General features: G+C 66.4%; 14 protein-coding genes and 1 pseudogene. 9 read left to right on the forward strand and 6 right to left on the reverse strand.

Translation table 11 applies throughout. The features are described 5' to 3' along the window. Window positions 1-44 precede the first annotated feature (44 nt). From GD628_RS03605 to GD628_RS03625, 5 genes are all read left to right on the forward strand, one after another. Complete coding sequence (locus tag GD628_RS03605) at window positions 45-506, forward strand: GatB/YqeY domain-containing protein (protein ID WP_152273845.1); 462 nt, start codon at window positions 45-47, stop codon at window positions 504-506. A gap of 100 nt (window positions 507-606) precedes the next feature. Beyond that, a complete protein-coding gene (locus tag GD628_RS03610) occupies window positions 607-1302 on the forward strand; it encodes a hypothetical protein (RefSeq protein ID WP_226802321.1) in 696 nt (231 codons plus the stop codon). A gap of 3 nt (window positions 1303-1305) precedes the next feature. After that, on the forward strand, window positions 1306-1602 hold the full coding sequence (locus GD628_RS03615; protein ID WP_152273846.1) for a transcriptional regulator: 297 nt from the start codon (window positions 1306-1308) through the stop codon (window positions 1600-1602). Between the two features lie 34 nt (window positions 1603-1636). After that, entirely contained in the window at window positions 1637-2587 is a 951-nt protein-coding gene (locus GD628_RS03620; RefSeq protein ID WP_152273847.1) for an ABC transporter ATP-binding protein, read from the forward strand. Then, on the forward strand, window positions 2584-3402 hold the full coding sequence (locus GD628_RS03625) for an ABC transporter permease (protein ID WP_226802322.1): 819 nt from the start codon (window positions 2584-2586) through the stop codon (window positions 3400-3402). Before GD628_RS03620 ends, GD628_RS03625 begins: the two co-directional genes overlap by 4 nt. A gap of 156 nt (window positions 3403-3558) precedes the next feature. On the opposite strand, the pseudogene GD628_RS16605 reads toward GD628_RS03625, so the two are convergent. The 5 genes and pseudogenes from GD628_RS16605 to GD628_RS03650 all read right to left on the reverse strand — a co-directional run. Then, a pseudogene (locus tag GD628_RS16605) lies at window positions 3559-3936 on the reverse strand (heat shock protein transcriptional repressor HspR); the annotation flags it as partial. 69 nt (window positions 3937-4005) lie between these two features. After that, window positions 4006-4995, reverse strand: coding sequence for a DnaJ C-terminal domain-containing protein (locus tag GD628_RS03635; RefSeq protein WP_193313186.1), 990 nt, complete (start codon window positions 4993-4995; stop codon window positions 4006-4008). 98 nt (window positions 4996-5093) lie between these two features. Continuing rightward, on the reverse strand, window positions 5094-5705 hold the full coding sequence (locus GD628_RS03640) for a nucleotide exchange factor GrpE (RefSeq protein WP_091601812.1): 612 nt from the start codon (window positions 5703-5705) through the stop codon (window positions 5094-5096). Between the two features lie 2 nt (window positions 5706-5707). Then, on the reverse strand, window positions 5708-7594 hold the full coding sequence (gene dnaK / locus GD628_RS03645) for a molecular chaperone DnaK (protein ID WP_091601809.1): 1887 nt from the start codon (window positions 7592-7594) through the stop codon (window positions 5708-5710). 191 nt (window positions 7595-7785) lie between these two features. After that, window positions 7786-8232: a flavodoxin family protein gene (locus GD628_RS03650; RefSeq protein WP_152273849.1), complete on the reverse strand. Its 447-nt coding sequence runs from the start codon at window positions 8230-8232 to the stop codon at window positions 7786-7788. Window positions 8233-8403: 171 nt separating this feature from the next. Between GD628_RS03650 and GD628_RS03655 the strand changes: the two genes are divergently transcribed. The 3 genes from GD628_RS03655 to GD628_RS03665 are packed head-to-tail and all read left to right on the forward strand — an operon-like array spanning window position 8404 to window position 11896. Continuing rightward, entirely contained in the window at window positions 8404-9207 is an 804-nt protein-coding gene (locus GD628_RS03655; RefSeq protein ID WP_091601803.1) for a methyltransferase domain-containing protein, read from the forward strand. A 50-nt stretch (window positions 9208-9257) separates the two neighbouring features. Further along, window positions 9258-9767 carry a low molecular weight protein-tyrosine-phosphatase gene (locus GD628_RS03660; protein WP_091601800.1) on the forward strand — a complete coding sequence of 170 codons (510 nt, stop codon included), beginning with the start codon at window positions 9258-9260 and terminating at the stop codon, window positions 9765-9767. Next, the gene (locus GD628_RS03665) at window positions 9764-11896 is read left to right on the forward strand and encodes a chorismate-binding protein (protein WP_152273850.1); all 2133 of its coding nucleotides are present in this window, start codon (window positions 9764-9766) and stop codon (window positions 11894-11896) included. The genes GD628_RS03660 and GD628_RS03665 overlap by 4 nt, the downstream gene beginning before the upstream one ends. 6 nt (window positions 11897-11902) lie before the next feature. On the opposite strand, the gene cls is transcribed toward GD628_RS03665, so the two are convergent. Next, window positions 11903-13369, reverse strand: a complete 1467-nt coding sequence (gene cls / locus GD628_RS03670) for a cardiolipin synthase (RefSeq protein WP_420837564.1) — start codon at window positions 13367-13369, stop codon at window positions 11903-11905. A gap of 81 nt (window positions 13370-13450) precedes the next feature. Between cls and GD628_RS03675 the strand changes: the two genes are divergently transcribed. Continuing rightward, on the forward strand, window positions 13451-14326 hold the full coding sequence (locus GD628_RS03675) for an aminodeoxychorismate lyase (protein WP_091601793.1): 876 nt from the start codon (window positions 13451-13453) through the stop codon (window positions 14324-14326). Window positions 14327-14340: the final 14 nt, after the last annotated feature.

Consider the following 14340-nt stretch of genomic DNA (forward strand, 5'->3'; position numbering starts at 1 on the left):
GCCGGTGTCATTCCGGACCGGGAACTATCGCGAAGGAACAGACGATGACCTTGAAAGAACAGCTCCAGGCCGACGTAACCGCTCACATGAAGGCCGGCCGAAAGCTCGAGCTGACCACGGTCCGCAACGTTCTTGGCGAAATCGGCACCCGCGAGAAGTCCGGCAAGACCCCCGTGGACCTGACGGACCAGGAAGTCATCTCGCTGCTGCAGAAGGAAGCTGCCAAGCGCCGTGACACCGCCCGGATCTACGTGGAGGCCGGCCAGCAGGACCGCGCTGACGCTGAAATCGCCGAGGCCGAGGTCATCGAGGCGTACCTGCCCGAGGCACTCAGCGAGGAGGACGTCACGGCGATCGTGGACAGTGTCATCGCGGAACTCAAGGCCAGCGGCACCGAGCTGGGCATGCGCTCGATGGGCCAGGTCATGAAGCCGGTTACCGCGAAGGTTGCCGGGCGGTACGACGGCAAGGCCGTCAGCGACATCGTCCGCTCGCGGCTGGCCTAGCCGTCCCGGACCGGCGTTTCCCCGGCCGCCGAATCCGCTAACGGAACCACAGACCTTCTACGCCTTGTGCTGGCGAGGTTTGTAGTGCAAACTACTTTGCATGAGCAAAAACGAAACCGGACCGCACCTACCGGCCGCACCGAAACAGTCCACCGCCCACCCGGACTCCTCGGCCGAAGAACTGCCCCTTGACCTGCACTCAGCACTTCGCACCGTGCAGGAGGCAGAGCGTTCCGCCCGCCGAAACCTCGGTGGCAACACCGCCCTGGTCTACCTTCTATGGGGCACCACCTGGATTATCGGCTACGGGTCCCTCTGGGGAACGCAGCAGGGACTCCTTGAACTGGACCCCCCGGCGGCCCTCGGTGTTCTGGGAGTGGCCCTCGCGGCAGCAACCCTGACCACCATCGTCCTGTTTGCCCGCAGCAGCCGCGGCGTCCGCGGGCAGTCCGCTTTCCAGGGCGGCATGTACGGCCTGGCCTGGGCACTGGGCTTCACCGTCATGGCAGCCATGAGCGCCGTGATCGGCAATTCGGTGGACGAATTCTGGCTGCGCGGCCTGTTGGTCAACTCCATCGCTGTTCTGGTCGTAGGCCTGCTCTACATCACCGGCGGAATCATCTTCAATGACAAGGCCCAGTCACTGCTGGGCATCTGGCTGCTGCTGGTCACCATTGCGGCACTGGTGTCCGGTCCGGACTTTTTCCTGGCCGTGTTCCTCTTCCTGGGCGCGACCGGCCTGCTGGCCGGATCCGCCGTCGAATACCTGCGCACGCGCCGGCAGCGGAACGGCTGAGCGATGCCCGAACTCGATCCCGTAATCCACGCCGAATCCCGCCTGCGAGCCCTCACTACGCTCAATGAAGTGGGCGAAAACAACCAGATTGCCTTCACCAAGCTGCAGAAGATGCTGGACATGACGGCCGGCAATCTCTCCACCCACCTGCGGAAGCTCGAAACCGCCGGCTACGTGGAAGTCACCAAAACCATCGAAGGACGTACGCCCGCCACCTACGTGGGCATCACCCCCGAGGGAAAAGCCGCCTACGCCCGTTACCGCAAGAACCTCCACGATCTGCTCTCAGGCCTGGCCTAACCGCCGCGCCGACCCCTCTCAGGAGCTTTGAACCATGACCATTCCTTCCCCTCGCGGCGAAGTCCTCTCCGGCGCCTACGGCGTCCGCAAAAGCTACGGCCCGGTGTCCGCCCTGGACGGTATCGATTTCACCGTCACCGCCGGAGAGACCGTTGGCCTGTTGGGACCCAACGGCGCCGGCAAGTCCACACTGCTGAACCTGCTCAGCGGACTCCGCCAGCCGGACTCCGGCCGGGTTGAGCTCTTCGGCCGGGAACCGCGGAACCCGCAGGCGCGCCAGCAGCTGGGCACCACACCGCAGGCCACCTCGGTGCCCGCTACCCTGCGGGTGCGGGAAACGGTGGACTTCGTCGGGTCGCACTACGCCAACCCCATACCCACAGCCGAACTGCTGGACGGATTCGGACTGGGCCCGGCGGCAGGCAAGCAGTGCGGCGGACTCTCCGGCGGCCAGCAGCGCCGCCTGCTGGTAGCCCTGGCCCTGGTGGGCCGGCCCCGGCTGGTGATCCTTGATGAACCCACCACCGGCCTGGACGTGGAAGCACGGGAGAACCTCTGGGAACGGCTGGCCGACTACCGCGCAGCAGGCGGAACACTCCTGATCACCAGCCACTACCTGGACGAGATCCAGAACCTGGCCAGCCGCGTGGTGGTCATCAACAGCGGAACCGTGGTGGCGGACGGCCAGGTGGATGAAATCCGCAGCCGGGTCAGCGTCAGCCGCGTTTCCTTCCACACTGCCCTGCCGCCGTCGTTCTTCGACTCCCTGCCGGACACAGTGTCAGCCAGCCTGGCACCGTCCGGCGCCACCACCATCCTCACGCACGACGCCGATGCAACAGTTCGGACGCTGGTCCGGGACGAGGTGGATTTCCGCGGACTCGAGGTCCACGCCGCGAGCCTGGAGGAAGCATTCATTTCGCTCACCCACTCCCCCGCAGGAGCCGGGCAGGGCCGCACCATGGACAGGAAGGCAGCCGGATGAGCACCCCAGCAATTCCCGGAAACATGAAACTCCCCGCCAATAAGCCGCTCTTCACACTGATCCGGATCCACACCCGGGCGCAGGTGCTTGAACAGCTGCGAATCCCGGTGGCGGTGCTGTCCTCAACGGTTTTCCCCACCCTGGCGCTGGTCTTCTTTGTGCTGCCGCAGACGGCGGTGACGTCCAACCCGGAAGCCTCACTGATCTCGATCGCGCAGCTGGCCGTGTTCGGCGTGATGAGCGCATTCCTGTTCAACTACGGAATCGGCGTGGCCGAGGAGCGGGCCAATCCCTGGAGCAGTTACGTGCGCACCCTGCCTGCCGGGGCTTTCCCCGCCACGGTGGCCCGGGCAGTAACCGCCATGATGTTCGCCTTCTTCGCCCTCATACCGGTCCTGGCGGTTGGCGCCGCGACCACCGCCGGACTGCAGCTGTACACCGACGGCACCCTGTCCTGGTGGCGAATTCCGGCGTCCGTGGCGGTCTGGCTGCTCTGCGGCCTGCCGTTCCTGTTCCTGGGGCTGCTGATCGGCTACCTGTGCACGTCAAAGGTGGCGATCGCACTCACCCAGGTGGTGTTCTTCCCGCTGGCCTTCGCGGGTGGAATGATGCTGCCGCCGGCAATCTTCTCCCCGGGGCTGAACACCTTTTCGCTCTTCCTGCCATCGCGGGCTGCCCGGGACATCTCCGTGTCTGTCTTTTCCGGAACCGAGCTGGCGCCGTCGTCGGTCATTTGTTTCCTGGCGTGGACCATCCTGCTGTGCGCGGGGGCTGTGTGGGCCAACCGGCGGGACCAGGGCCGCCGCTTCCGCTGAGCGCAGCTAGCTGGAGCGGAAGAAATCCCCGCGGTCGGCCGTGTAGCCCAGCTCGGTTTCGACGGCCGCCCCCTTGCCTGCCGGCAGCGCCATGACCCGGCGGCTGCGGGCAACCAGTGCTGCCAGTCCGCTGCGCGAGGCTGCCTTGGCGGCGGGCGGGCGCTGCCCGCGGGACAGCGTGACGACGTCCCCGGCCAGGCCGGCAGCGAAGACCCGGCCCATGTCGGAGCTGCGCTGCTGCACCTGGTCCAGCTCGGCGGAGAGCTGGTCCACGCGCTGGCGGAGTCCGTTCACCTGCTGCTGCAGCTGCATGATCCGTTTGATGCCTTCAAGCGAGACGCCTTCCTGGGACAGGCGCTGGACCTCCCGCAGCATCTCGATGTCCCGCTGCGAGTACCGGCGGGACCGGCCGGGCGCCCGGCTGGGGCTGACGATGCCCAGCCGGTCGTACTGGCGGAGCGTCTGCGGATGCATGTCCGCCAGTTCTGCGGCGACCGAGATCACGAAGATCGGCGCATTGACGTCGATGCCCACTGCCCTCTCCTCCGCTTCCCTGGTGTTCCCGTTATATTAGCTGCGCGCGCGGCGTATACGCCTGACGCGCTAGAGGCGTGCCTTGGCCGCGAGGCCCGCGCGCGGGTCCTCGCCCTTGGTCGCGTCCGCGAAAGCTTCAACGGCCGCCTTTGCATCCTTGTTCAGGTGCGAGGGAACCGCGACGTCGACCGTCACCAGCAGGTCGCCGTTGCCCTTGGATGTGTGGACGCCGCGGCCTTTTACCCGCAGCGTGCGTCCGGAGGGCGTGCCGGCCGGAATCTTAAGCTTGACCTTGTCCGCGGTCAGCGTGGGTACCTCAATGGTGGCGCCGAGGGCCGCTTCCGGGAACGTGATGGGGACGTGGATGCGGATGTTGTTCCCGTCCCGGACAAAGAAGTCGTGCGGGGTGACGTGCACGGTGACCATGAGGTCCCCGTTGCCGGCAGCTCCCGGCATCCCCTTGCCCCGGACCCGGATGCGCTGGCCGTCCTTGACGCCGGCGGGTACACGGACTTCTACCACTTCGCCGCTGGGTTCACGCAGTCCAATGACGGTTCCGTTGATGGAGCCGGCGAAGGAGATGGTGGTGCTGGCCGTGCGGTCCGCACCCTTCTGGGGCGGCGCTGATCCAAAGCCTCCGCCGCCGAAACCGCCGCCTCCAAACAGGTCGGCGAACTCCGGCGGGATGTTGCTTCCGCCGGTGCTGTACGTGGTGCGGCGTGAGCGCCCGGAGGACTGGTTGAACAGTCCGCCGAAGATGTCCTCGAATCCGGCGCCGCCGCCGGCGGGTCCGCCTCCGCCGCCTGCGGAGAACCGGGCACCGCTGCCCATGGCCCGGATGGCGTCATACTGCTGGCGTTCCTCGGCGTCGGAAAGCACCGAGTAGGCCTCGGAAACATCCTTGAACATCTTCTCCGCGGACGGATCATTCTGGTTCTGGTCCGGGTGGTACTTACGGGCGAGCTTCCGGTACGACTTCTTGATGTCGGCGTCGGAAGCGTCCTTGGGAACACCCAGAATCTTGTAGAAATCCTTGTCGACCCAATCCTGGCTAGCCAATTGGTGTCCCCTTCCTGTGTCTTGCATAAACAACGCTTAGGCCTGCTCCGGTACGGAGCCGCCAGGGACCGCCTTTCGGCGGCCCCTGGCGCAAAGTGCTACTGCTCCGGAACGGAGACAATCACCTGTGCCGCGCGCAGCACCCGCTCGTTCGCCTTATAGCCGGTGCGCAGGATCTGCGTAACGGTGTCGAAGGTGACGTCCGGGCTCTGCTGCTGGATCAGTGCTTCATGGACGTTCGGGTCGAACTCCACTCCGGTCTCATCGATCCGGCTCAGGCCGTAGCCCTTGAGCGTGTTTTCCAGCTTCACGGAGATCGAAGCGAAAGGCCCCTCCGCCAGGTCGCCGTGCTTGCGGGCAGCCTCGATGTCGTCCAGGACCGGCAGCAGGGAATTGAGCATTCCCACCACTGCCATTTCCCGGGCGACGTCGCGGTCCCGCTCCACGCGGCGGCGGTAGTTCACGTACTCGGCCTGCAGCCTCAGCAGGTCATTGCGCAGTTCCGCGGCTTCCGGGGTTCCGGCAGCTGCGGGCGCTTCGGCACCGGCACTGTTCAGGATTTCCTCCGCCTGGGACAGGGCATCGCCCTCGGCGCCGCCCTCCGCGGCGGGCTGCTCGCCCGCGGATCCTGCCTGCTGTGACTGGGGGTCCAGGTTTTCCTCGGGTTCGTTGCCCGGGGTCTGGTTTCCGTTCGCGTCCTCAGCAGCCATGGCTACTTCTTTTCTTCGTCGTCGACTACTTCGGCATCCACGATGTCTTCATCGCCTGCAGCCGAACCGCCTGCGCCTTCACCTGCTGCGGAACCACCCTCAGCTCCGGCGCCTGCACCCGGCTCCCCGGCTGCCTGGGCCTGCGAGTAGATCGCTTCGCCGAGCTTGGTCTGGGAGGCCTGGAGCTTCTCGAACGCGGTCTTCACCTCGTCGTCGTTGTCCGTGCCTTCCAGTGCCTTCTTCAGCGCATCGACATCACCCTTGACCTCGGACTTGACGTCCTCGGGGAGCTTGTCGTCATTGTCGGTGAGGAGCTTGTCCACCGAGTAGGCCAGCTGCTCGGCAGAGTTGCGGACGTCTGCGGCCTCGCGGCGCTTCTTGTCCTCGGCAGCGTGCTCTTCGGCTTCGCGGACCATGCGGTCGATGTCTTCCTTGGAAAGGGAGGAACCGCCGGTGATGGTCATGGACTGCTCAGCGCCCGTGCCCTTGTCCTTTGCGGACACGTGGACAATGCCGTTGGCATCGATGTCGAAGGTGACTTCGACCTGCGGCACGCCGCGCGGGGCCGGCGCGATGCCGGTCAGCTCGAAGGTGCCCAGCGGCTTGTTGTCCCGGGTGAACTCGCGCTCGCCCTGGAAGACCTGGATGGCCACCGAGGGCTGGTTGTCATCGGCCGTGGTGAACGTTTCGCTGCGCTTGGTCGGGATGGCCGTGTTGCGCTCGATCAGCTTGGTCATCACGCCGCCCTTGGTCTCAATGCCCAGGGAAAGCGGGGTGACGTCGATCAGCAGTACGTCCTTGCGCTCACCCTTCAGGACACCGGCCTGCAGGGCTGCGCCAACGGCCACAACCTCATCCGGGTTCACGCCCTTGTTCGGCTCCTGGCCGCCGGCCAGTTCCTTGACCAGCTCGGAAACGGCGGGCATACGGGTGGAGCCGCCGACCAGGATGATGTGGTCGATGTCCGAGACCTTGATGCCGGCTTCGGCAATGACGTCGTTGAACGGCTTCTTGGTGCGGTCCAGCAGGTCCTTGGTCAGGTCCTGGAACTTGGCGCGGGAGAGGTGCTCGTCCAGGTGGACGGGACCTTCGGGGGTCACCGAGAGGTACTGCAGGGAGATGTTGGTGGAGGTGGCCGAGGAGAGTTCCTTCTTGGCCTGCTCCGCTGCTTCCTTCAGGCGCTGGAGGGCGATCTTGTCCTTGGACAGGTCTGCACCCTTGGCCTTGGCCTGGCTCAGCAGGTAATCAACAATGCGCTGGTCCCAGTCGTCGCCGCCGAGGCGGTTGTCACCGGCGGTGGCGCGCACCTGGATGGTGGAGAAGTCATCTTCATCCTTGCCAACTTCCAGCAGGGAGACGTCGAAGGTACCGCCGCCGAGGTCGAAGACCAGGATGAGTTCGTCTTCCTTGCCCTTGTCCAGGCCGTAGGCGAGTGCTGCGGCGGTGGGCTCGTTGACGATGCGCAGGACGTTCAGCCCGGCGATTTCGCCGGCTTCCTTCGTGGCCTGGCGCTCGGCGTCGTTGAAGTATGCGGGGACGGTCACGACGGCGTCGGTGACCTTCTCGCCCAGGTACGCCTCGGCGTCGGCCTTCAGCTTCTGCAGGATGCGGGCGGAGATTTCCTGGGCGGTGTACTTCTTGCCGTCAATGTCCACGCTCCAGTCGGTGCCCATGTGGCGCTTGACCGAGGAAATGGTGCGGTCGATGTTGTTGACCGCCTGGCGCTTGGCGATCTCGCCGACCAGGACTTCACCGGACTTGGCGAAAGCAACAACCGACGGGGTGGTCCGCCCGCCTTCAGCGTTGGCGATAACGGTGGGCTCGCCGCCTTCCAGGACGGAGACAACGGAGTTGGTGGTTCCGAGGTCGATACCTACTGCACGTGACATATTTGCTTCCTCTTTCCTTGGAAATCGATGGCCACTGCCGGGCGCCTCCGGCAGGCAAACCAGCCGGTGCGTCCAGTGCGCCACCCGTAGCGCATATTGAGCGTTCTGCACTCAACTTTACTCCGGGGTGGACATTTGTCAACAAACTTGAGCGACATCCACTCAACCCTCCGGCCGTGGATCCATCGCCGTCAATCCCCGATCGCGTGAAGCAGGGAACGCCCCCAGAACTGGGCCTTCTCAACCTCTCCGGACAGGAGCGGACCTTCCGTTCCCTTCACGTAAAAGGGCTGGGGCGCCGCAACAATCTCCGCACCGCGGCGGCGAAGTTCCTCGGAAAGCTTCCCGGCGGCGTCACCGTGGATGAACAGCCGAACCCGGGTGTCGAAGGCGGCCGCCCGCACCCCGTTGAGCTGGTCCGGACCCAGGGCCTCCAGGGCCGCCATGACAATCGGCGTGGGCCGCCAGCCGTTGATCGGGCTGCCCACCACCAGCAGGTCGCCCTCCTGAAGCGTTTCCGGACGGAACCCCGGCACCTGCGTCGCTTCAGCGTCTACGTCCCGGAGGGAACCGGCGATCGCTTCGGCGATGCGTCGGGTATTTCCGTAGGCAGAGTCGTAGAGCACAACGGCCTTCATCCGGGTTCCTTTCCGGGCCCCCTGTTCTATGAAGGCACCGCGTCCACGGGGCGCACAAGGGGTAGCTGCTATCCGCGCACCGGACAGGGGAACTCCGCACGATATGACACAGCATGACCTGTTCCCCGGCTGCGGCGGGTTTTCGGGGCCGGGTCCGCGTATCGTCCTGCTATGGCCCAGGACACGTACTCGCATGGACACCACCGCAGCGTTGTGAGCGCGCACGCCACCCGAAGCGCCGCCGATTCCGCTGCCTACCTCCTCCCGCACCTGCAGCCCGGCCTGCGGGTCCTCGACGTAGGCTGCGGCCCCGGCAGCATCACCGTGGACCTCGCAGCGCTGACGGCACCGGGGCTGGTCACCGGGCTGGACCGTTCGGAGGACGTGCTGGTCCAGGCCCGCGCGCTGGCCACCGAGCGGGGCGCGGACAACGTTGAATTCCAGCCGGGAAACGTCTACGACCTCGATTTCCCGGATGACACGTTCGATGTGGTCCACGCCCACCAGGTTCTCCAGCACCTCACGGACCCGGTAGCGGCCCTGCACGAGATGCGCCGCGTCACGCGTCCCGGCGGCCTGGTAGCAGTGCGCGACGCCGACTACCGGGCCATGAGCTGGTACCCGGAAGTCCCCGAGCTGCAGGAGTGGATGGAAACCTACCAGCAGATCGCCCGCGGCAACCGCGCCGAGCCGGATGCCGGCCGCCGCCTCGTGGCCTGGGCGCTCGAGGCGGGATTCACCGAACTTGAGCCGTCGTCGTCGAACTGGCTGTACGCAACCGAAGAACGCCGCCGCTGGCACGCGGGTGCCTGGGCTGACCGGGTGCTCCACTCCGCCTACGCCGAACAGGCCCTGGAACGCGGCCTTGCCACCGGGGAGGACCTGGCCAGGATCGCCGCCGGCTGGAAGCGCTGGGCGGATTCGCCGGACGGCTGGTTCCTGATGCCGAACGGGGAGCTGCTGGCCCGGGCATGACGGACCTGCACTGACGCAGCGCGGCATCCGGTGCTGGGTAGGCTGGAAACATGTACCGAATCATCACCGTGTGCACCGGCAATATCTGCCGCTCGCCCATGGCCCAGTTCAGCATTGAACGTGCCCTGGCCGAAGCCGGACTTGGATCCCGGACGGAAGTCGACTCCGCTGGTGTGACGGGGTGGGAGGCGGGACGCCCTATGGACCCGCGGACTGCGGCCGAACTGCGTCAGCACGGTTACCGTGAGTCCGTCCTGGACGGTTTCCGGGCCCGCGCCTTCGAGGCGGCCTGGTACGGTTCCCGGGATCTGATCCTCGCCCTGGACCACGGACACCTGAGCCACCTGCGGGCCGAGGCTCCGGCGAAGGACCAGGACAAGATCCGCATGCTCCGCAGCTTTGATCCGGCTGCCGCGGACCTGCCGGCGAGCGCACAGGGCATAGCGGACCCCTGGTACGGGGACATGTCCGACTTCGATTCTTCGTATGCCCTGATTGAGGCTGCGGTGCCGGGCGTGGTGGAGTACGTCCGCGCTGCGCTGGCGGACGGCAGCAGATGACTGCTGCCGCGGGGCGTCCGCTGCTGATCGGCGTCGACGGATTCTCCGGGGCCGGCAAGACCAGCCTTGCGCTGGAGCTGGCTGCCGCACTGCGGGCGCACCGTTCGGTTGCCGTGTTCCATTTGGAAGACGTATATCCGGGCTGGGACGGCCTGCAGGACGGCATGGAGTACTACCGGCGCGAAGTGCTGGCCCCGCTTGCCCTGGGCCGGGAAGCAAGCTGGCAGGCCTGGGACTGGGAAGCCGGGCACTATGACGAGCCGCGGCGGACCGAACCGGCGGAGATCGTCATCTTCGAAGGTGTCGGTGCCGCACACCGCGCCGCCCGAGCCCTGCTCGATGCCGTGGTGTGGGTAGAGGCGCCCGAGGAGCTCCGCAGGGAACGCGCCCTGGCCCGCGACGGCGAAACGTACGCGCCGCACTGGGACCGCTGGGCCCGGCAGGAAGCCCGCTGGGCTGCCGCCGACCAGGTTGTTGAGGACGCGGACGTTGTACTCGCCAGCGGTGCCGCCGGCTTCCCCCTCCACCGGTATGTCCTGCGCGCACTGGACTCCCTGCCTCTTCCCGCTCCCGGTCTTGGCCTTCCCCAGCCGGGACCGGCAGTCTCCATCCGCACGGTGGCGGGCGCACCGGATCCGCAGGCGCTTTTCGGTGCACTGTTCGGCAACAGCTCCAACGCTGTGTGGCTGGACAGCTCCGACGCCGGTTCGGCCGGTGCGGGCGGCAGCCCGCCGGAGCGCAGCCGGTTCAGCATCATGGCGGACGACGGCGGGGCGCTGGGCCGCCATGCCGTCCATGCGTCCGGGAACACCCGGGTGGCCTGGGGCCCGGTGACCGTGAACATCCCCGGCCCGTTCTTCCGCTGGCTTGATCATGAGTGGGGCAGGCCGCCGGTGGAGGTCCCGGCGTCGTATCCCTGTCCGTTTGCCCTCGGCTGGGTGGGCGCGCTGGGCTATGGGTTGAAACGGGAAACAGGTGCTGCACCAGGCCGCCAGCCGGGTCCCGAAGCGGATGCCGCACTCATCTTCGCGGCCCGCGCCGTAGTGCTGGACCATGCACTGTCCCAGGTCCATATGCTGTGGCTGCACGATCCAGACCTGGAAGAGCCCGGGGCGACGGCCGGCCAGGAGGCCTCCGCTGCACGGGATCCAGCTGCACGCTGGTTCGAGGAGGCCCTGGACGCCGTGGGCCGCGCACGGAACAGTTCAGGAAAGGGTACCGGCACACCCGCCGACACCCTGCCGGACACCCACCCCGGTGGTCCGGCCTTCACCTTCCGCGACAGCCGCGCAGGCTACCTGGCCAAGGTCCGCCGGGCCCAGGACGAAATCCGGGAAGGCAACAGCTACGAGATCTGCCTGACCACGGCGCTGGAGGCTACCCTGCCGGCTCCCGTACCGCCCCGGCACATGAGGGAACTCTATGGCCTGATGCGGCGCCGGAGCCCGGCACCCTTCGCCTCGCTGCTGCACGTCAACGGCACCGCCCTGCCGGGCACCTCCCCGGAACGTTTCCTGCGGATCAGCGCCGGCGGGAACCTGCGAGCCGAGCCCATCAAAGGCACCCGGCCGCGCGGTGCCACCGAGGCCGAGGACGCCGCACTCCGCCGGGACCTCCTGGGAAGCATCAAGGACCGCGCGGAGAACATCATGATCGTCGACCTGATGCGCAATGACCTTTCCCGGCTGGCCATCCCGGGCACCGTTGCGGTTCCCAGGCTGTGCGTGGTGGAGAGCTACGCCACGGTCCACCAGCTGGTCAGCACTATCGACGCACAGCTCGCCCCCGGAGCCAGCCGGGCAGAAGCCGTGGCCGCCGCGTTTCCCGCCGGTTCTATGACGGGCGCACCCAAGGTCAGCACCATGGAGATCCTGGACCGCCTGGAGGCCGCTCCCCGGGGGTTCTATTCCGGGGTGCTTGGCTATTTTTCGCTGACCGGCGCCGCGGACCTTTCGGTGGTGATCCGCACACTCGAGCTGCATCCGGACGGCGCAGGGGGTACCTCGCTGCGCCTAGGCGTGGGCGGGGCTGTAACGTCGGGGTCCGACCCGGAAGCTGAATGGGAGGAAGTCCGGACCAAGTCCAGGGGCGTGCTCAGTGCGCTGGGCTCAGTGGTTCCGGCCGGGTAAGCAGGCCTACTGCAGCGTGGCGGTCAGGCGCGCAACGTTGTCCACGTAGCGCTGCCACACGGGGCGGTTGCCCCACTCGTCGAGGATGAGCTCCTTCGACAGGCTCCGGTACGTGTCCTCGATCTGGCGCATCTTTTCCACGATGTCCCCGCCGAACATCATCATGGAGACCTCCAGGTTCAGGGAGAGAGAGCGCATGTCCATGTTGGAGGAACCCAGGACAGCGACGTCGTTGTCCACGGTGAAGTGCTTGGCGTGCAGCACCAGCGGTGCCGGGTACTGCCAGATCCGGATTCCGGCTTCCATCAGCGCCTCGTAGTAGGAACGCTGGGCATGGTCCACCAGGAACTGGTCACCGCGTTCGGAGACGAAAAGCTCTACCTGCACTCCGCGCTGTGCCGCCGTCGTAATGGCGTAGAGCAGTGAATCATCCGGGACGAAGTAGGGGCTGGTGATCGAGATGCGTTCAGAGGCGGAGTACAGCAGCGAGGTAAACAGGCGCAGGTTGTTCTCGGTCGTGAAGCCGGGGCCGGAGGGGACCACCTGGCAGGTGACTTCACCCGGCTTGGAGGTCCACTCGTAGAGGCTCAGTTCCTGTTCGAGGTTCTCGTCCGTCTCCATGTTCCAGTCGGTAGCGAACACCACGTTGATTTCATCAACCACGGGGCCCTCGAGCCGGCTCATGAGCTCCACCCACTTGCGGCCCATCTTGTGGTTGCCGGGTTTGCGGTAGCCGGGCTCCACCAGGTTCTGCGAACCGGTGAAACCCAGCACGCCGTCCACAACGAGGATCTTGCGGTGGTTGCGCAGGTCCGGGCGCCGCCAGTGGCCCCGGAGCGGCTGGATGGGCAGCATGGGATGCCACTGGATCCGGCTGCTCTTGAGTTCCCTGAGCAGCTGCCGGTAGCCCTTCACGCGCAGCGTGCCAATGTGGTCGAACAGCAGGCGCACGGCTACGCCGCGTTCGGCGGCATCGCGCAGCGCGGTGAAGAACTCCCGGGTAACGGCGTCGTAGCTCATGATGTAGAACTCGACGTGCACGTACTTGGTGGCACCGCGGACCGCGTCGGTCATCTGCCGGATGGATTCCTCGTAGTCGCGCTGGAGCTCCACCTTGTTGCCGTCAAGGCTGGGCAGTGAGCCCAGCCGCCGGTTGAGTTCCACGGCTGAGAGCACCCACTCCGGTCCGGAGTAGGAGGAAGACTCGGCCTCCAGCTCGCGTGTGTTCTCACGGACCCTTTTGTTGATCTGTGTCTGGCGCTCAACCCGCTGCTCGGAGAGGCGGTGGTTGCCAAAAAGGGCGAACAGGATAATTCCGGGCACCGGAAGGAAGAAGATCGCCAGCAGCCAGGCCATGGCCGTGGTGGGGCGCCGGTTTCCGGGCACAATGCCCAGGGCAATGATCCGGATTGCGAAGTCCAGGATTGTCAGGCTCGTCGCCAGCCAATTTGGAGCAGTAACCGTCCACCACACGTGCGCTTTTCCCTCCGACCACCCAACCTTCCCTTCAGCCTAGCGCCCGGAATGGGGCTCCGCGGCCACTAGGCTTGCTGCATGACTGTTTTGGTTTTCCTGGACCCCGCATATCCCGCCGGCCGCATCGCGGATGCGTCCAAGCCGCAGCTGATGGCAACGGACCTCGGGGCCACCCGCGGTGACGGAGTCTTCGAGTCGATGCTGGCCGTTGACGGGCATGCCCGGAAGGTGGGCATGCACCTGGAGCGGATGGCATCCTCCGCGGCTGCGCTGCAGCTGGACTTCCCCGCGCCGCAGGTCTGGGAACCGGCCATCGCGACGGCGCTGGCCGAGTTTGCCCGCGTACACGGGAATGCGCCCGCCGTCGTGAAGCTGATGCTGACCCGCGGACCCGAGGGCGCCGGCTCACCGACAGCATGGGTGGCGGCCTCCCCCGTGCCCGAATCCACCGGCCGCCAGCGGGAGGAAGGCCTGGACGTGCTCCTGCTGGACCGCGGCTACGACTCCTCCGTGGCAGAGCGCGCTCCGTGGCTGCTGCTGGGTTCCAAGACGCTGTCCTACGCGGTGAACATGGCTGCGCTCAGGTTCGCAAAACAGCACGGCGCCGATGACGTCATCTTCACGTCATCCGACGGAAAGGTCCTGGAAGGCCCCACTTCCACCGTGGTGCTGGCCGTGGTGGAGGACGGAGTCAAGACGCTGCTTACCCCGGAGCTTGAAAGCGGAATCCTGCCCGGTACCACGCAGAGCGCCCTGTTCGCAGCGGCAGAGAAGGAAGGCTGGCAGCTCGGCTACGGTCCGCTGGAGCCCACCCACCTGATGCAGGCCGACGGCGTGTGGCTGATTTCAAGCATCCGCCTGCTCGCACCCGTGAAGTCGATCGACGGCAGCCCGGTACCGGTTTCCCGTGAGCTCACCGATGAGCTGGCAGCCCTGGTGGAAACCGTCCTGTAGCCCCGGCCACCAGC

This window comes from Arthrobacter koreensis (assembly GCF_009193255.1).
GTDB classification, from domain to species: Bacteria; Actinomycetota; Actinomycetes; order Actinomycetales; family Micrococcaceae; genus Arthrobacter_B; species Arthrobacter_B koreensis.